This is a genomic window from Bacillus sp. P14.5 (assembly GCF_003316765.1).
Lineage (GTDB): Bacteria > Bacillota > Bacilli > Bacillales > Bacillaceae_B > Rossellomorea.
The window spans coordinates 29,179-46,027 of sequence record NZ_NIJF01000052.1; the positions used below are offsets into that span (position 1 = coordinate 29,179).

Sequence of the window (16,849 nt, forward strand, 5' to 3'; positions counted from 1 at the left end):
TCAAAAGGCGTGAACTGAGCCAGGCTCAAAAAGCAGGAATTGAGCCAGGCTCAAAAGGCGTGAACTGAGCCAGGCTCAAAAGCGTAAACTGAGCCAGGCTCAAAAGGCGTAAACTGAGCCAGGCTCAAAAGGCGTGAACTGAGCCAGGCTCAAAAACAGAAACTGAGCCAGGCTCAAAAAACAGAAACTGAGCCAGGCTCAACCACCCGGGTCAACCCCTCAAAAACCCAGGCTTCTTCTCTTCCCATTCTTCTCGGAGAATGCCCATCCGGATGGAATCGTAGTATTCTCCATTATAATACCGGCATTTTCGCAACCTTCCCTCGAGAATCATGCCGACTTTCTCCGCTGCTTTCATCATCCGCTCGTTGCCCGACCAGGTGGTTATGCCGACCCGGGGGATATCGAGGGTCTGGAAAAGATGCTCCACCCATATCGCCAAAGCTTCTGTTCCGAATCCGCCATTCCAGTAGTCGGGGCGGTATATCCCGATGCCGGCTTCCAGCCATTTGGTATCTTGGTTTTCCCAGTAATAATTGACGGTGCCAATGATAATATCATCAACCAGGATCACCATTCTCTGGTTGTCTCTTCCGTCTTTGATTTTTTTGGCCGTGCCTTTTATGTAAGACTTATAGTTTGGCCTGCTGAAGGGAAAATAAGGAGCATCCCAGTCTTTCCATTCTGGAGGAGTACCATCTTCACCGTAAATCAGCTTAAATAACTCCGGCAGATCTTCCGGCTCTGTCATTCTCAATGTCACTTTAGGTCCTATAATCATGATTCTATCTCTCCTAGTTACCTGTACTGTAATCAGAAAATTACTTCTACTTATATTTAACCATATATGGCTTTGTCTCTAAAGAAAAGGGCATTTTTTAAAGGTTGTTTTTGTAAATATTGTGTCTGTTTAATAGTACTCCAGGCGCTGGCTGCTGGAACTAGACGTTCTGCTCCAATCCTTCCAGGTAAAAAAGGGGAGGAGGATAAAATAGTATTAAAAAGCAACAATCTCTTAAAAGGAATCAAGGTGTAAAGATCGAATAATGAAAGAGAACTCAACAAAAGGAGGATTATAATGAACCTTAAATTAGGCTATATCATTTTGTATGTAGAAAGTCTTGAGAATACCATACGCTTTTACAGGGATTTACTTGGTTTGAAGGTAAAAATGGAGGCAGGGACTTATATAGAGCTTGAAACGGGAGGAACCACTCTTTCTTTCAATACTAGAGAATCCGGGAGAGAAATCACAGGATTGCCGATTCCGGACGAGAAACGCAGAGAACAAACTTTTGAAATCGGTCTGGTCACAGAGGATGTCCGCGGAATTGTTGAAAAGCTGAGGAGTGAAGGAGTGGCTGTCCTGCTGGAACCGACAGAAAAACCTTGGGGACAAGTGGTTGCTTACGTTGAAGACCCAGACGGACATTATATAGAGATTTGCACACCGCTATAAAAACTAAACTTCGATGATATGGGAAAGACTTGGGAAGGCGCCTGCTCATGTGAAAGACTGCATGTAATCCAAAACGCTTGCTCTTGTGAGAGTTATGATAAAAATTTTATAAGATGAAAAGGACGAAATTATAACCGGTTCGTCCTTTTTCTGATGTCTTCGTATCAAACCTGCAGGGAAAGCAGGCAGTTTCCATATAAGATCACATTTTAACACCCGGCAGGAATACGATAGGTAGTAACAAAATCATTAAGCTGGGATGGGATATCTCATGATAGAAGTAGCAGGGAGGCCGGTTCAGCAGGTGGGATCATTGAACCTGGAGAGCATCGAAGAAGAAATCGCAAAGAGAATGCTGGATACCAAAAGCGTGTATTCTTATCCTACAATGAAGGACCTATTATTTGAATTGCAAACCCGCAGGAATATGATCGAAAGTGCTAAGGAAATGAGCGGGACCAAAGTGGTGTTCACAACCTTTCAGTATGCTGCGTGCAACCCGGCCTATTGGGAATTGACGCCAGCTGGGGGGTTCAGGCTGCGGCCGGATGTGAGGCCGTCTGAAGCTGTGCAGGACATTTACAGTAACAGTGCTCTGTATGCCTTTGAATGTGCGACGGCCTGCATGATCATCTTTTATCATGCTGTATCGAAAAGTATCAGCCAATCATCCTTCGATTCTCTTTTTCAAGACATCTATTTATACAGCTGGCATGCTGACCCCGATCTAGCCATCAACACTTTCTACGGTGATCATTACCTGCCGGGGGATGTCGTCTATTTTAATAATCCTGACTATAGTTCAGAAAATCCCTGGTACAGAGGCGTGAACGCGGTTGTTCTGGAAGACGGGCAGTTTTTCGGGCATGGTTTCGGGATAAGCACCGCTGATAAAATGATAGAATTTCTAAATAGTGTCAGGAATCCGGATAGCAGCCAGCCAGCCTATTTATCAAGCTTGGTGACCAGGCTGACTTTTACCAACTTGATGCAGTACGGAGCTGCGCAGAGAAACAGAAAATTCAAACAGCACATCGTTGTTCATCACAACAAGAGCTCTATTTCCTGCATACGGCATCTTTCTTACCTTAATAAAGGGTTATTCACATAAACAAGGCGTTCACCCATTTTTAAGGTTGACGGGCTCATAATCCGGTACTGCGGAGTATGATAACTAGTGATAAATATGCCCTATAAGGAAGTGAATTAGAATGTATGGAAATGCAAATGCAGCACCTGTAATGGGAGCTAACGTGAATATGGCTCCAACTGCTGTTTCTCCGGCGTATACTTCGCCAGCTTATGGTTATTGTGCTCCAGTGGCTCCAGCCCGCGGATATGGAGACTTTGTATTGATTGTGGTGTTGTTCATCCTGTTGATCATCGTTGGCGCATCCTTCATCCCTAAGTGCTAATATAAAAAACACAAAAATCCCTGTACAATTCCTTTGTGCAGGGATTTTTGTATCGGACTCGCTTGTTGAATATTAGTGCTCTATTTTGAAAAAAAGCCTTAAATCCCCTGAAAGTGAATTCAGGAGCAGAATTTCTGTTCAGCTGTTTGAAGGTGGCATTGTAGGCCAGATGGCAGCAGACCTGCCTCAAAATGATATAATTAAAAAATTCTGTCTCAGTTCGGAATAATACAACGTCCTCAGAACTTATTTTTTTCATATAAGACGTATAGTGATGGAAAATGAAGATAACTGAAGTAAAACCTGTTAATTACCGCTTACATAACCTCTTGTGTAGTTTCACAATAAAAGGTATGATTACTCATGTTTTGGTCGGTGTCTTTTCTATGGGAAAAGAAAAATTTTAATAGAATGCTGGTTTCGTATCATTTGCTGCTGCGGCTGGGGATTTTTCCTGGTGGTAAGGATTAAATGGACCGCTGTATGCCTGCAAATAACAGGTACGAAAAGAGCATGGAAAGAGGTGCAGATTTTGTTCAAAAACTATAAAACTGAATGGTTTGGCAATATCAGGGGAGATGTCCTTGCCGGTATCGTCGTTGCTTTGGCTTTGATTCCGGAAGCGATTGCGTTTTCCATCATTGCGGGTGTCGATCCGATGGTAGGTTTATATGCTTCCTTCTGTATTGCTGTTGTGATTGCTTTTGTCGGTGGACGCCCTGGAATGATTTCAGCCGCGACCGGTGCGATGGCGTTGCTGATGGTTACGTTAGTCGCAGATCATGGGCTTCAATACCTTTTTGCCGCGACCATTTTAACCGGGGTCCTTCAGATTCTTTTCGGTGTATTCAAGCTGGGAAGATTCATGAAATTTATTCCTCGTTCCGTGATGGTGGGATTCGTAAACGCCCTTGCCATTTTGATTTTCATGGCGCAGGTTCCCCACTTTTTAGGTGAAGGCATGATGGTGTATGCTCTGATTGCTGGTGCGCTTGCCATTATTTATGTTCTTCCTAGATTTACGAAGGTTGTTCCATCTCCGCTCATTGCCATCATCGTTATCTCGATGATTGTTATCTTTGGGGGATTAGGCGTCAAAACGGTGGGCGATATGGGAGAGTTGACCAGGTCTCTGCCACTATTCCTAGTGCCGGAAATTCCGTTCAACTTTGAAACGCTGGCTATCATTTTCCCTTATTCAATTGCCTTGGCGATGGTCGGGCTTCTTGAATCCTTGTTAACTGCTTCGATTGTCGATGATATGACAGACACAGCAAGTGATAAGAATCAAGAAAGTAAAGGACAGGGGATCGCAAACATCGTCGCCGGCTTCTTCGGCGGTATGGCAGGCTGTGCCATGATAGGCCAGTCGGTCATCAATGTTAAATCAGGCGGACGCGGACGTTTATCTGCCTTAGTGGCAGGGGTGTTCCTGATGTTCCTTATCCTGGTGCTCGGCGATCTTGTGGTGCAAATTCCGATGGCGGCATTAGTCGGGGTCATGATCATGGTTTCAATCGGTACTTTTGACTGGGGTTCATTGAAGTCTCTGAAAAAAGCACCGATCACTGACTCGTTGGTCATGGTCGTGACGGTTTCAGTTGTAGTCGTTACTCATGATTTGTCTAAGGGTGTATTTGCGGGTATTATTTTGAGCGCTATATTCTTCGCGGCGAAAATCTCGGAAGTACATGTTCACTCATTTATTGAGAAGACAACCGGGAAAAGAGTTTACCAGGTAACAGGACAGATTTTCTTTGCGTCTGTCACGGACCTGATTGCATCATTTGATTATAATGAAAATGCAGAGAAGGTAGAAATAGATCTTAGCAAAGCGCATATTTGGGATGATTCGGGTGTCAATGCGATTGACCGGATTGTGCTCAAGCTGAGAGCATCAGGCGCATCGGTTACGCTGAAAGGCATGAACGAGGCAAGCTCGAATCTTATAGACAAACTGGCTGTCCACGATAAAGAAGGCGCAAAACTTTCTGGGCATTAATAGATAAAAAGACTGTTCTTTTACGGATAACCGGGAAACATTAAGGTGCAAAGCGCGCTGTGAATTCACTTCTGAATTTGCAGTGCGTTTTTTTATTGGCAAATTTCCTTATCGTAAGTTAAATATTTATGAATTAGTAAAAGTCTTAATGAGTAACCAAGTATATTTAAAAGGCTGTTTTCGCAAAGATTGTGGCTGTTTAAAAGGAATGGATTTCCGCTCCAAGCGCGCGACCCCGAGGGGCTAGGCGCTGCAACTAGACGACCGCTACTCCCGCAGGAGGTCGCACGCCTCCCGCTCCAATCCTTCTACGTAAAAGGGGAGGAGGATAAAATAGCATTAAAAAGCAACAGCCTCTCAGAAAAGAGCCATTTAAAAATAAGGGGAATTTTTCCCGTTAAGATGCAAAATAGAACTCTATTCAAGTTAAATAAGGGTAATTTTTCCCCTTAAGCCGAGTAAAAGAAACCATTTTCGCCGGTTTTTAAGCATATAGAGGGAATTTCTCCCTCTATTTAAGCTGTTTTGGGTGCGATTTTCTTAAATAAGGGGAAATTTTCCCTTTATTACAGGCGTTGTTTAGGGGCGTTGTTGTTTACCTATTGAAGCGTCCAGCCCCGCTGAGAGGCTCACCGGCCGCCCCGCGGAGCCCCGCACCTGAATCGGAAATCAGCAAGACCATCTCATTAAGAGTAGCAGCGGGGATTCCCTCACACCAGAAACTATACTCCCTTTTAGTTTCATTACTGAAATCTTTAATGCGACACAAAACCAGGAAGAAAGACGTATAGTATTGCAAAGTTAGATAAAAAAGACAAAAAGTCGGGAAAAAAGGATATTTTTATAAAAGTATTCATTTGATAAAATAAAAGAAAAAGAGGTGTTGAGGGATGAAATCGATACTGCTGGCATCTGACGGATCGCCCCATGCTAGCAAAGCGGCGGAGCATGTGGCAGCCCTTCTGAAAGGCAATGCGGATTATAGATTGATGGTCGTGCATGTTATCGATCATGAAGCATCCAAGCATGATGCCTGGCTCGGTATGAATCCCGGAGCAAGGCATAAGGAGCGGGAAGAAAAGCTAAAGCCGGTCTCGAGAGTTCTGGAACAAGCGGGAATCGCCTATTCTGTCAATCTGACAAGAGGAGATCCTGCCGAAGAAATCATCACTTGTGCCGAAAAAGAAAACATGAATATGATTGTGATTGGCAGCAGAGGATTAAATGCCGTGCAGGAACTTGTGCTGGGAAGCGTCAGCCATAAAGTCGTGCAAAAAGCTGACAGGCCTGTCCTGGTGGTAAAGTGACAGTCACCACCCGGAATATGCTGGAATTTGTCGAACTCTTTAACACAGTAACGCACTGCAAGGGACCGTCCCTTTCAGTGCGTTGCTGTGTTAAAATGTCTTTCGCTTTGATCAGGAATAGCTCAAGCGCAATTCTCTCATAATAAGCATGTTTGATGGGGGATGTACGGAGGGTATATTTTACATGCGCCTGAAAAGCAGGTAGCGGGACATTCATCTTAATACATAGGTTAATAACATAAATTATATACATTTCATATGCTAAGCGGCTCATTCAGTCACAAAGCGAAATCAATGAAACACTTATTTTGCTTTTCCTGAATAATCCTTCTTCCGCTTTTATGCGAAAGTGATAAAATAGAAACATCTTACTTCTTCATTGGAGGCTATACTATGAAAACGAAAATCTGTTTACTATACGGCGGCAAATCAGCTGAGCACCAGGTCTCATTGCAGACAGCAAAAGCTGTAATCGGCGCACTTGATAATGATAAATATGACATACACCCTATCTATATTTCTGAAGAGGGCCAGTGGGTAAAAGGGCCTCAGCTTCAAGGGCCTGTTGAAAATGCAAAGGAACTGGCATTCACCGAAGGAGAAGCGATTGCTCCCAATGCGTTGAGCACGACATTGAGCCCGGAAGAAAGTGAAGGCGGCACATTCGATGTCATCCTCCCGCTCCTTCATGGCCCGAATGGGGAAGACGGTACAGTACAGGGAATGCTGGAGCTTTTAAATCTTCCTTACGTCGGAAACGGCGTCTTGGCATCAGCTGCGGGGATGGACAAAGTCATCATGAAGAACCTGTATGCACAGGCAGGAATTCCGCAAGTGAACTATGTATGGTACTTAAAGAAAACATGGGAAAGCGACCCTGAAGCCGCTTATCTCGATGTAGAAAAAGAACTGGGCTACCCTTGCTTCGTAAAGCCGGCAAACCTTGGATCTTCTGTCGGCATCAGCAAGGCTTCTTCCCGGGAAGAGCTGATTCTTGCATTTAAAGAAGCCTTCCAATTCGATCGCAAAATTATCATCGAGCAGGGTGTTAAAGCCAGGGAAATAGAGCTGGGTGTCCTCGGGAATGATGAACCGGAATGTTCTGTTCCTGGTGAAATCCTTCCAAAAAAGGACTTTTATGATTACAAAGCAAAATATGAAGATGGTGACACGGCTCTTATCATTCCGGCCGAAATCCCGGAGCATATATACGAGGATATGAAGCGGATTGCGGTTGATTCTTTTAAAGCATTGGATTGTTCCGGTTTGGTGCGCGCGGACTTCTTTTTAACTGAAGACGGCGGGATTTATATGAACGAAGTCAATACCATGCCTGGGTTTACTCCATTCAGCATGTTCCCGCTTCTTTGGAAGCACAGCGGAGTCGAGTACCCTGAATTGATCGAGCGCCTTGTCCAGCTTGCTAAAGAACGTCACGCTGAGAAGCAGAACATTAAACATACGATGTAAGACAAGAAGGGCTGACGAACGACTGGTCAGCTCTCTTCTTTTATACATACTGAAGAGTAACAAAGTTTAAAAATGAGCCTATAATAAAGGAAAATGGGCGAATAAAAGGGAGCTGTCGGAAATGATAAAGAAATCATTGGGCGATTTAGCCAAGATGATCAAAGTGGAAAATGATGTATCGGTATTCGCTGATGTAACCATCCGAGGGGTATCGATTGATTCCAGGAAGATAGAAGAAGGTCAATTATTCATTCCTTTCAAAGGGGAAAATGTGGACGGACATAAGTTTGTTGAAGGAGCAATCGAGAGGGGGGCAAGTGCGTCACTTTGGGAAAAGGATGTCCCGAATCCTCCAGATGGTCTGCCGGTCATTATAGTGGAGGACAGCCTTGAGGCATTGCAAAAACTTTCCACGGCTTACCGCAATGAGCTGGGCATCAAGGTCGTCGGTATTACAGGAAGCAATGGAAAAACGACTACAAAAGATATGGTGGCGAACCTCCTCAGCCTGAAATATAAAGTTCAAAAGACACAAGGAAACTACAACAGCCATATCGGCCTTCCGTTGACCATCCTTGATCTCGAAAAAGGCACTGAGGTCGCCGTGCTGGAAATGGGCATGAGCGGATTTGGCGAGATAGAAAAGTTATCGGATATTGCGCGTCCGGATGCAGCCATCATCACCAATATCGGTGAATCACATCTGCAGGACCTCGGATCAAGGGAAGGTATCGCCCAAGCCAAGCTGGAAATCATCAGCGGATTAAAGGAAGACGGCTTGTTTGTGTATTACGGAGAAGAGCCCTTGTTAAAAGAAAGAATCAACGAAGATTGGCCCTTTAAAGTTGAGACCTTTGGAGGGGGCAAGGAAAATACCCTGTATCCGCTTGAAGTGAAAACCATCGAATCCGGAAGTGTGTTCAAAGTGAATGCCGACCCCCATACAGAAATTGTTCTCCCGGTTTTAGGCGGACATAACGTTATGAACGCGCTGGCTTCCATGCTTATTGCCAAAGAAATGGGTATAGAGTATAAAGAAATGCCGCAAGCCTTTCAGCAGTTAAAATTGACGCAAATGAGAATGGAAATGATGGAAGGAAAGCGCGGGGAGAAAATCCTTAACGATGCTTACAACGCCAGTCCGACTTCCATGAGAGCGGCCATTCATCTTCTGTCAGAGCTCGACGGCTACAGCAGAAAAATCCTTGTTGCCGGTGACATGCTCGAATTGGGGCCGAAGGAAGAGGCTTACCATTATGAAGTCGGCCAGGAAGTCCAAAAAGGAAAAATCGATCTGGTATTCACTTTTGGAAACCTTGCGAAGCAGACGGCAAAAGGTGCTGCCGAAAAAATCGGCGAAGAGAATGTCATCCATTTTGATGACAAACAAGAACTGAGCAATAAGCTCAAAAGCATTCTTCATGGAGATGAAATTCTCCTTTTCAAGGCTTCAAGAGGAATGAAACTGGAAGAGGTCATCGAGCAGCTGCAGCAATCTTAAATGTTGGCCAGTTCCACCGGGTGCTTTGTGCCAGGTACAGGTTGAGTTGTTGCAAATCGAGGTTGGGTGCCAGGTGCAAAATCAGCAATATGTACCTGGCGCCAATTATTCAGCTAAGTACTCTCGCAGTCCAGCCAAAGAGGCAATTCTTGTATTGGCGGTGGAATCCTCCTTCAGGGAGCCGACCTCTGACAGCCACGCTGCTTTCATGCCTGCTTGCCGGGCTGCAGCTACATCATTTTCATAGTGGTCACCAACATAGAGACATTCTTCCGGCAAAACGCAGAGCGCTTCAGCAGCCATTTCGAAAATCCGGATATCTGGTTTTTTACCCCGGCTTCTTCAGAAATGATAATACAATCGAAATAATCACGCAGCCCAAGGACATCGATGGTTTTGTTCTGTACATCTGTCTGGCCGTTCGTGATCATACCGAGCTTATATCCTGATGATTTAAGTACACCCAGTATATCGGAAGCACCCTCCATCTCCAGACAGTGCTGGTGAAAACCGGTCCTGTAGTCATGAAGCAGTTCTTCAGGAGACAGCGGAAGATTGAATTCCTTTGTTAAAGCGGCATACACTTTATCTTTCCAAACATACCCTTTGCATTCGAGCTCAATGAACCGGTCAATAAAAGATGGGGGAATTGGTAAAGTGTCCATACTGTTCAAGTTCTGATGCTGAGCCTTCAAGAATGCGAGAACCGATGAATCCCTATCATGCAATGTCCGGTCAAGATCGAATAAGATGGCTTTCATAAAACCCCTCCTTGAGGAAATAATTCAATAATCATTAAAAAAGGGTGTAACCATAAATATAATACCTCGAAAACGGTGATAATGATGAATGGATGTTTAATTATACATGGTTTTACAGGCGGACCTTACGAAGTAGACCCTATTGCGAAATATCTTGAACATCATACAGATTGGAAAATCGCCGTCCCGACACTGCCGGGCCATGGTGAGTCCCTTGATTTGAGAGGCAAGAAGGCGGACGAGTGGATTGAACATGCCGAGAAAGAGTTGCATATCCTGTTAAATGAATGTGATGAAGTTTATGTAATTGGTTTCTCGATGGGCGGGTTGATTGCAAGTTATCTCACTGTCAAATATCCCGTGAGTAAGCTGGTCCTGCTGAGTGCGGCTGCCTACTATGTCAACCCGAAGCAGCTCCTCAGTGACATCAAGGATATGATCCAGGATGTTCTCCGGGGGGAATTGACCAATAATGAGCTGTATGTAAGGTATAAGAAAAAATTAAAGATACACCTTTATCGGCAACCTACCAATTCAGGAAAGTAGTTCTCATGGCGAAGCCGCTGCTGAAAGAAATTGAAGTTCCGGTGTTCATTGCACAAGGGAAAAAAGACGGCATCGTCCCTCCGAAAAGTGCGGATTTCTTGTATGAAGAAATTACATATAAAGAAAAGGAAAGATATTTTTCGGATGAAGCGAAGCACCTCATCTGCCACAGTGACGACAGTGAAGAGCTGTTCGAGAAGGTGAAAATATTCCTTGACAAGTAAAGTGAATAGCAAGACAATTTTACTTTGATTGAAATTCTTTTCTATTAGTGGTAACATATCCATAACATTGTTCACATTTTTTTGTGCAAACTCTTCTTTAAGAAGAGTAATTTTTTTTGTAGGGTACTAATTCCCAAATACTTTGCCGATAAGGAAAACACGGCTTTCACATTAAATATATTCTCGGTAAGATCCATGTCCCTGATTGTAAGGGAGCTTAGACTATAGCCGGGTTCTCTTTAGGAAAATGTAGACCATGTCATATAATATATACATCAATAACCAAGGCTTTTTTCGTGAGCTTTGTTGCTATTAGAGTGGAAATATTTCTTTGTATCATTCGCTCTCCCTTCAGGATCTTTAGGGAATAGAGCAGATGTCTGCAGGAATTCGGATGATTCCGGATTCGAAATGCAACAAATAATGCGAAAACTGTCCTAAACAAAAGGAGAATGAGAAATTGACAAAGTTTTCAGAGTTAAACTTAAGTTCTAGTACATTAAAGGCCGTCAACCGCATGGGCTTTGAAGAAGCTACACCAATCCAATCAGGTGCGATTCCGTTGGCGCTTGAAGGCAAGGATGTTATCGGCCAGGCTCAGACAGGTACTGGTAAAACAACTGCTTTCGGTATTCCGATGGTAGAAAAGATCGATGTAAAAAATCCGAACGTCCAAGGACTTATCATTGCCCCTACACGTGAATTGGCTATCCAGGTTTCCGAAGAGCTTTACAAAATCGGCCAGGATAAAAGAATCAACGTATTAGCGGTATACGGCGGGCAGGATATCCAGCGCCAGATCCGCGCGATGAAGAAGAACCCTCATATCATCGTGGGTACACCAGGACGTATGCTTGACCATATCAACCGCAGAACATTGAAGCTTGGAAACGTAAGCACGCTTGTTCTGGATGAAGCGGATGAAATGCTTAACATGGGATTCATCGAAGATATCGAATCAATCTTGAAAAATGTACCGGATGAGCGCCAGACGCTATTGTTCTCAGCAACAATGCCGGGACCGATCCGCAAGATTGCGAATAACTTCATGACAGACCCTGAAACAGTTAGTGTGAAATCAAAAGAGATGACTGTACCGCACATCGAGCAGTACTATGTAAAAGCTCATGAAAAAGAAAAATTTGACGTGCTTTCCCGTTTACTTGATGTTCAATCACCTGAACTTGCGATCATTTTCGGCCGCACAAAGCGCCGTGTTGATGAACTGGCTCGTGCATTGACACTAAGAGGCTACTCTGCAGAGGGTATCCATGGTGACTTAAGCCAGGCGAAACGTATGACGGTTCTTCGCCAGTTCAAAGAAGGCCGCATCGATGTTCTTGTCGCTACAGATGTTGCAGCCCGTGGATTGGATATCTCAGGCGTAACCCACGTGTACAACTTCGATATCCCTCAAGACCCTGAAAGCTACGTTCACCGTATTGGACGTACAGGACGTGCAGGTAAAGAAGGTATGGCACTTACGTTTGTTACACCAAGAGAAATGGGTTACCTTCGTATCGTTGAGAAAACAACGAAGAAGAGCATGACGCAAATGAAGCCGCCTAGCTCCAACGAAGCATTGGAAGGGCAGCAGCGCCTTGCAATGGAAAAGCTGGTTGAAACAGTGAAATCCAACGAATTGCAAAACTACCGCGGTATGGCGAAAGAACTTCTTGAAGACCATGACAGCGTAGAAATCGTAGCTGCAGCTCTTCGTCTTATGACGAAAGAGCCGGATGATACTCCAGTCCAAATCTCGGAAGAAAGACCTCTTCCGAACAAAGGCGGACGCGGCGGTGGAAATCGCGACTACAAAAAAGGATCTTCTTCACGCGGAGGCAAAGGCGGAGGAAGACAAGGTTACTCTTCTTCCAGAGGCCGTTCTAAGAACCCTCCTCGCCGTAAGCAGCAAAGAGAATCTTAATATCAATATTGAAACCATTTCCTTCGGGAGATGGTTTTTTTATGGAATTTTTGAAAAAGTTCTCGAGTCCATAGAGGCCGCCTTCATACATATCAGTACGAAAATGCGCCCCTCGCAACTGAAGCAGCTCCACCTACCTACATATCTTATCGAAAATACATATCCAGGAAGGAGGAGGCATTTCCTGTTTTGCTGATAACCCCAGCCTAGCCGGCGGCCATTATTTATCCAGTCCTCCGCAAACTTAACAATCATTTCTTGATAGAAAGAGCCGTCTTGACAGATACTAACTCCAAAAAAGGCGGGTGCAGAAATGACAATAGTTCGACTTGGGTATGTAGCGATGAGTGTGCACCTTGAGAATGCATCACCATCTCAGACGATGACGTTTAAGCAATTTTCACAACTTAAGGATCGGGAGGCCGGCCTGCGGAAGCTTGAACGGATAGCGGTCAGCAATCTGCAGAACTGTCTGAGGCTCCTTAAGCATAATCTGGCACACGACATTAGATTCTTTCGGTTCAGTTCCAAACTAATTCCCCTTGCGAATCATCCGGAGCTAAGGGATTGGAAATTCATGAGAGCCTTGAAAGAGCCTCTCCGTGAGATTGGTGACTTTATTAGGAAACATCCTCAGCGGGTGGGTTTTCACCCTGATCACTTTGTTCTTCTCAACACAAGTAACAAGGATACTCTGAAGAATACAATGCAGACATTGAAGATCCACGAAGCGCTGCTGAGAGGCATGGATGTAGCTCCTAACCACCGCTGTGTCCTTCATGTCGGCGGAGCCTACGAAGATAAAGAAAAGGCTTTGGAACAGTTTATCCACAACTGGGGACTGACGCCGGTTCCGCTTCAGGAATTGGTCATCCTGGAGAATGATGATACCGTCTTTACGCTGCAGGATACTTTATATTTATGTGAAAAGCTCGGAATTCCAATGGTTTTCGATTATCACCATCATTTGGCTCATAATGAAAAAGGCTGGGAAGCGGATTGGGAAAGGGTAGCGGGTACCTGGGAGAACTCGTCTCTGCCGGTGAAAATGCATATTTCGAGTCCCCGTTCGGCAAGTGATTTCAAGGCACATGCCGAATACATAGATCCTGCCATGTTCATGGATTTTATAAATGGCATTAAAGGTACTGTCGATGAAATTGATTGTATGATTGAAGCTAAGAAGAAGGATGATGCCCTGTTCAGGCTGGTGGAAGATCTTAAGGATCATGGCGGTCTCCGATGGATTGATGGAGCCTCTTTTGAAATATTATCGTGAATTGAAACTTAAAAGCCCTTGCAATCGTATACAATGGAGAAGGAAAGAAATCGATTGGAGGCAGAACGATGGTTAGTGAACCGAACACAAGAATTTCAGAAAAGGCACTCCCGGTATGGAGGTGGTCTGGTCTTTTACATTCAGCGGCCGTCATCATCCTGGCGATCGCATCGGTTGTATTGGCTTTCATTTATGAATGGCAGTTTTGGATACCGGCAGCGGCCGTTGCGGTTGCTATTGTATATACATATTTCTTCGCTTTTCTGCTGCCGGTGATCCGTTGGAAAAGATGGCGTTATGAAGTAAGGGAGCAGGAGATTGAGCTTCAAAGAGGAGTCTTTTTTGTAAAGAGAACCCTGGTGCCGATGGTAAGGGTTCAGCATGTTGATACTGTTCAGGGTCCGCTGCTGAGGAAGTATGGCCTGGCGAGTATAACTATCTCAACTGCCGCCACGACGCATGAAATACCAGCACTGGATATGTACGAGGCAGATGATCTTCGGAATTCCATTTCTTCACTGGCAAGGGTGGCTGAAGATGATGTCTGAGAAAAAGAAGCTTCACCCGATTTCGGCGGTCGCAAACTTTCTTAAACAGCTTAAAGAACTCATTATACCGTTCGTGTTTCTTGTTTTTATCAACAGAGGAGAGAGTGCTGAGGGGATCTGGGGCTGGCTTCCGTTTATCATTGGAGCGGCGGTCCTGGTCGTTCTCCTCATCGTGGGAATTATCAAATGGCTCCGCTTTTCCTACTGGCTTGAAGATGGGGAGCTAAGGATAGAATACGGATTGTTCGTCAAGAAAAAGAGGTACATCCCATTTGAAAGAATCCAAAGCCTGGACCTGACGGAAGGAATTCTGCAAAGGCCGTTCGGGCTTGTAAAGGTAAAGGTTGAAACAGCCGGATCTACCGATATGAAGCAGGCAGAAGCCGAGCTGACCGCAATTAGTAAGGCGGAAGCCGGAGAACTGCAGAGAATCATTAATGAAGCGAAAGCCTCGAAAAGAAACAAAGTAGCAGAAGAAGAAAAACAGGTTGTCCAAGATTCTGGAGAAGTGGTTTTTAAGATGACCTTCAAGGATTTGCTTCTGATGGCGACTACTTCAGGAGGAGCCGGGGTTGTGATATCAGGGGTGCTGATCTTTCTATCGCAATTTGATGAACTCATTCCATATGAGCGGGTTTTTAATGAAGTGGAACAGTTTGTGCGCAGTGGTGTTCTGCTTGTGACAATTGTCGTGACTGCTGGACTCCTTCTTGCCTGGATTATAGCAATCATTGGCACTCTGCTTGTTTATGCTGATTTCACCGTCAGAAAGCAGGGAGATGACCTCATTATCACAAGGGGCTTATTGGAAAAGAAGCAGATGACTGTACCACTCAATAGAATCCAGGGTGTCAGAATGGAAGAGAATATTCTCAGACAGCCTCTGGGTTTTGCGGCAGTAAAAATAGAGAGTGCCGGCGGATCTATATTGGAAAAGGAAAGCAGCACTATTCAAATCCTGCCAATGGTAAAAAAGCGGAAGGTAGCGGAAATTTTGAAAAATGTTCTCCCTGAGTACGATTTTAACGTTGATTTGCACCCGGTGCCGAAAAGATCCTTAAAAAGATATTTGTTCAGGGAAAGTCTGCTTGTAACTGCAGCTGTCATAGGGCTGTCCATCGCCTTTTGGCCGCTTGGTCTTTGGTCCTTGCTGCTTTATCTGCCGTTTTGGCTGTTTGGGTATGCTAAATACCGCAGTGCGGGCTGGAGTATCAACGACACTCAGCTCACTTTGAGACACCGTTTTATTGAGAAGAGTACACTATTCATGAAAAAGTATCGTATTCAATCTTTAGAAACCACTCAAAATTTATTTCAGACAAAAAAAGAGCTGGCAAATGTTACGGCCACTGTGAAATCAGGCGAGGCCGGGGCAGCTGGCAAGGTTATTGACCTGGACGATGAAAGCGTGAGGAGCATCTATCACTGGTATTATCCAGAGAAGCAAAGTCTCTAAGAAAGCTGGTGAGACTAGGGCCCAGAACCGGTCAGCCATGCTATTGTGATTTGCCTTTTGGCTTAGCCTGGTAAATGAAAACGGCATCCACTTGAGGGAGATCCCAGTGGATGCCGTTTTCTATTTAATGATTCTATGCTGTAGAAACGTCCTTTTTACAGCATCAACATTCTTTTTGTGAGTTTTCGATGCTGTAAAACCACCCTGTTAACAGCATCAACTTTTTTATAAGCCATGATGTTGCTAAAACCATCCTGTTAACAGCACCAATTTTCAAGCAAGCAGGCATCGATGGGCTCCTGCTGCCGGAATGGATTATTGGTATGTTAATACCGTTTTTTGACCATGAAAGGGATCAGCTGCCAGGAGATGATAACCCCTGCAAGCAAGCCGAAGAGATGGGCAGTGATATTGATGTTCGACTGAAAGAATGTCATGACCAGCCCGATGACAACAATCGGAATGATGACCTGCTTATTTTGCTGTGAAATAAGGTGTTTATGAAACAGGGTCATCCCGACGTAAATGCCGAACAAACCGAATATCGCTCCCGAAGCGCCAACATGATTATAGGTGAGCGGCTTTAGAAAGTAGGTAGCGGCATTGGCGATGACGCCGCAGCTGAGATAAACTAAGGTGAACCCTGCTTTTCCAAGCATTCTTTCCAGTGGAGGAGCGAAAAGAATAAGTGAAAAAGAGTTGAATAAAAGGTGAGCAAAACCTAAATGAACGAAAATGGGAGTGATCAGTCTCCACCATTCTCCGTTGTATATTAATAGGTTGATTCCGGCAAGATGCTCATAAACCCATATCTCGGGAAGAAATGGAATCAGGGTCACACTGAATAACAGCAGATGAATGAGTATAATAAGAGAAACTATTGGATAAAGACGGATGAATTGAGAAAAACTTTCTGTCCGGATAAACATATATTGCCTCCTTTAATAAGCGGTA

Annotated in this window: 15 protein-coding genes and 1 pseudogene; 13 read left to right on the top strand and 3 right to left on the bottom strand. The window is 44.5% G+C overall.

What is annotated here, in order from left to right; all coding sequences use genetic code 11:
- Nucleotides 1-211: 211 nt before the first annotated feature.
- Complete coding sequence (locus tag B9Z54_RS06605; RefSeq protein WP_113927671.1) at nt 212-781, bottom strand: GNAT family N-acetyltransferase; 570 nt, start codon at nt 779-781, stop codon at nt 212-214.
- 297 nt (nt 782-1,078) lie between these two features.
- Here B9Z54_RS06605 and B9Z54_RS06610 point away from each other — a divergent pair, with 297 nt between their 5' ends.
- The 7 genes from B9Z54_RS06610 (at nt 1,079) to B9Z54_RS06645 (ending at nt 9,154) form a co-directional block, all read left to right on the top strand.
- The gene (locus B9Z54_RS06610) at nt 1,079-1,459 is read left to right on the top strand and encodes a VOC family protein (RefSeq protein WP_113927672.1); all 381 of its coding nucleotides are present in this window, start codon (nt 1,079-1,081) and stop codon (nt 1,457-1,459) included.
- 271 nt (nt 1,460-1,730) lie between these two features.
- Nucleotides 1,731-2,570, top strand: a complete 840-nt coding sequence (locus B9Z54_RS06615) for a protein-glutamine gamma-glutamyltransferase (protein WP_187444452.1) — start codon at nt 1,731-1,733, stop codon at nt 2,568-2,570.
- A 148-nt stretch (nt 2,571-2,718) separates the two neighbouring features.
- Entirely contained in the window at nt 2,719-2,874 is a 156-nt protein-coding gene (locus B9Z54_RS26635; protein WP_397541241.1) for a YjcZ family sporulation protein, read from the top strand.
- Between the two features lie 529 nt (nt 2,875-3,403).
- A complete protein-coding gene (locus tag B9Z54_RS06625; RefSeq protein WP_481747782.1) occupies nt 3,404-4,876 on the top strand; it encodes a SulP family inorganic anion transporter in 1,473 nt (490 codons plus the stop codon).
- Nucleotides 4,877-5,766: 890 nt separating this feature from the next.
- Nucleotides 5,767-6,183, top strand: a complete 417-nt coding sequence (locus B9Z54_RS06635; protein WP_113927675.1) for a universal stress protein — start codon at nt 5,767-5,769, stop codon at nt 6,181-6,183.
- A 393-nt stretch (nt 6,184-6,576) separates the two neighbouring features.
- Nucleotides 6,577-7,653, top strand: coding sequence for a D-alanine--D-alanine ligase (locus B9Z54_RS06640; protein ID WP_113927676.1), 1,077 nt, complete (start codon nt 6,577-6,579; stop codon nt 7,651-7,653).
- 121 nt (nt 7,654-7,774) lie between these two features.
- The gene (locus B9Z54_RS06645; protein ID WP_113927677.1) at nt 7,775-9,154 is read left to right on the top strand and encodes a UDP-N-acetylmuramoyl-tripeptide--D-alanyl-D-alanine ligase; all 1,380 of its coding nucleotides are present in this window, start codon (nt 7,775-7,777) and stop codon (nt 9,152-9,154) included.
- A gap of 233 nt (nt 9,155-9,387) precedes the next feature.
- Here B9Z54_RS06645 and B9Z54_RS06655 read toward each other — a convergent pair.
- Nucleotides 9,388-9,915 (bottom strand): annotated as a pseudogene (locus tag B9Z54_RS06655) (HAD family hydrolase); the annotation flags it as partial.
- A gap of 84 nt (nt 9,916-9,999) precedes the next feature.
- Here B9Z54_RS06655 and B9Z54_RS06660 point away from each other — a divergent pair.
- The 6 genes from B9Z54_RS06660 to B9Z54_RS06680 all read left to right on the top strand — a co-directional run bounded on the left by B9Z54_RS06660 (nt 10,000) and on the right by B9Z54_RS06680 (nt 15,895).
- Entirely contained in the window at nt 10,000-10,461 is a 462-nt protein-coding gene (locus tag B9Z54_RS06660; protein ID WP_345840697.1) for an alpha/beta hydrolase, read from the top strand.
- Between the two features lie 5 nt (nt 10,462-10,466).
- Nucleotides 10,467-10,685: an alpha/beta hydrolase gene (locus tag B9Z54_RS26415; protein WP_345840698.1), complete on the top strand. Its 219-nt coding sequence runs from the start codon at nt 10,467-10,469 to the stop codon at nt 10,683-10,685.
- Between the two features lie 460 nt (nt 10,686-11,145).
- Entirely contained in the window at nt 11,146-12,612 is a 1,467-nt protein-coding gene (cshA, locus tag B9Z54_RS06665) for a degradosome RNA helicase CshA (RefSeq protein ID WP_113927680.1), read from the top strand.
- 313 nt (nt 12,613-12,925) lie between these two features.
- Nucleotides 12,926-13,891: a UV DNA damage repair endonuclease UvsE gene (gene uvsE, locus B9Z54_RS06670; RefSeq protein ID WP_113927681.1), complete on the top strand. Its 966-nt coding sequence runs from the start codon at nt 12,926-12,928 to the stop codon at nt 13,889-13,891.
- Between the two features lie 68 nt (nt 13,892-13,959).
- Nucleotides 13,960-14,439, top strand: a complete 480-nt coding sequence (locus B9Z54_RS06675; RefSeq protein ID WP_113927682.1) for a PH domain-containing protein — start codon at nt 13,960-13,962, stop codon at nt 14,437-14,439.
- The gene (locus B9Z54_RS06680) at nt 14,432-15,895 is read left to right on the top strand and encodes a PH domain-containing protein (RefSeq protein ID WP_113927683.1); all 1,464 of its coding nucleotides are present in this window, start codon (nt 14,432-14,434) and stop codon (nt 15,893-15,895) included. The genes B9Z54_RS06675 and B9Z54_RS06680 overlap by 8 nt, the downstream gene beginning before the upstream one ends.
- Nucleotides 15,896-16,221: 326 nt before the next feature.
- Here the strand turns inward: B9Z54_RS06680 and B9Z54_RS06685 are convergent, their stop codons facing one another.
- Nucleotides 16,222-16,824 (bottom strand): rhomboid family intramembrane serine protease, encoded by a 603-nt coding sequence (locus B9Z54_RS06685; protein WP_113927684.1) that lies wholly within the window; start codon nt 16,822-16,824, stop codon nt 16,222-16,224.
- Between the last annotated feature and the right edge of the window lie 25 nt (nt 16,825-16,849).

Bases quoted from the DNA above. Each gene is read 5' to 3' on its own strand.
- B9Z54_RS06675 (WP_113927682.1), top strand. From the start codon at position 13,960: ATGGTTAGTGAACCGAACACAAGAATTTCAGAAAAGGCACTCCCGGTA.
- B9Z54_RS06645 (WP_113927677.1), top strand. From the start codon at position 7,775: ATGATAAAGAAATCATTGGGCGATTTAGCCAAGATGATCAAAGTGGAA.
- B9Z54_RS06640 (WP_113927676.1), top strand. From the start codon at position 6,577: ATGAAAACGAAAATCTGTTTACTATACGGCGGCAAATCAGCTGAGCAC.
- B9Z54_RS26635 (WP_397541241.1), top strand. From the start codon at position 2,719: ATGGCTCCAACTGCTGTTTCTCCGGCGTATACTTCGCCAGCTTATGGT.
- B9Z54_RS06685 (WP_113927684.1), bottom strand. From the start codon at position 16,824: ATGTTTATCCGGACAGAAAGTTTTTCTCAATTCATCCGTCTTTATCCA.
- B9Z54_RS26415 (WP_345840698.1), top strand. From the start codon at position 10,467: ATGGCGAAGCCGCTGCTGAAAGAAATTGAAGTTCCGGTGTTCATTGCA.
- uvsE (WP_113927681.1), top strand. From the start codon at position 12,926: ATGACAATAGTTCGACTTGGGTATGTAGCGATGAGTGTGCACCTTGAG.
- B9Z54_RS06615 (WP_187444452.1), top strand. From the start codon at position 1,731: ATGATAGAAGTAGCAGGGAGGCCGGTTCAGCAGGTGGGATCATTGAAC.
- B9Z54_RS06680 (WP_113927683.1), top strand. From the start codon at position 14,432: ATGTCTGAGAAAAAGAAGCTTCACCCGATTTCGGCGGTCGCAAACTTT.
- B9Z54_RS06605 (WP_113927671.1), bottom strand. From the start codon at position 781: ATGATTATAGGACCTAAAGTGACATTGAGAATGACAGAGCCGGAAGAT.
- B9Z54_RS06610 (WP_113927672.1), top strand. From the start codon at position 1,079: ATGAACCTTAAATTAGGCTATATCATTTTGTATGTAGAAAGTCTTGAG.
- B9Z54_RS06660 (WP_345840697.1), top strand. From the start codon at position 10,000: ATGAATGGATGTTTAATTATACATGGTTTTACAGGCGGACCTTACGAA.
- B9Z54_RS06635 (WP_113927675.1), top strand. From the start codon at position 5,767: ATGAAATCGATACTGCTGGCATCTGACGGATCGCCCCATGCTAGCAAA.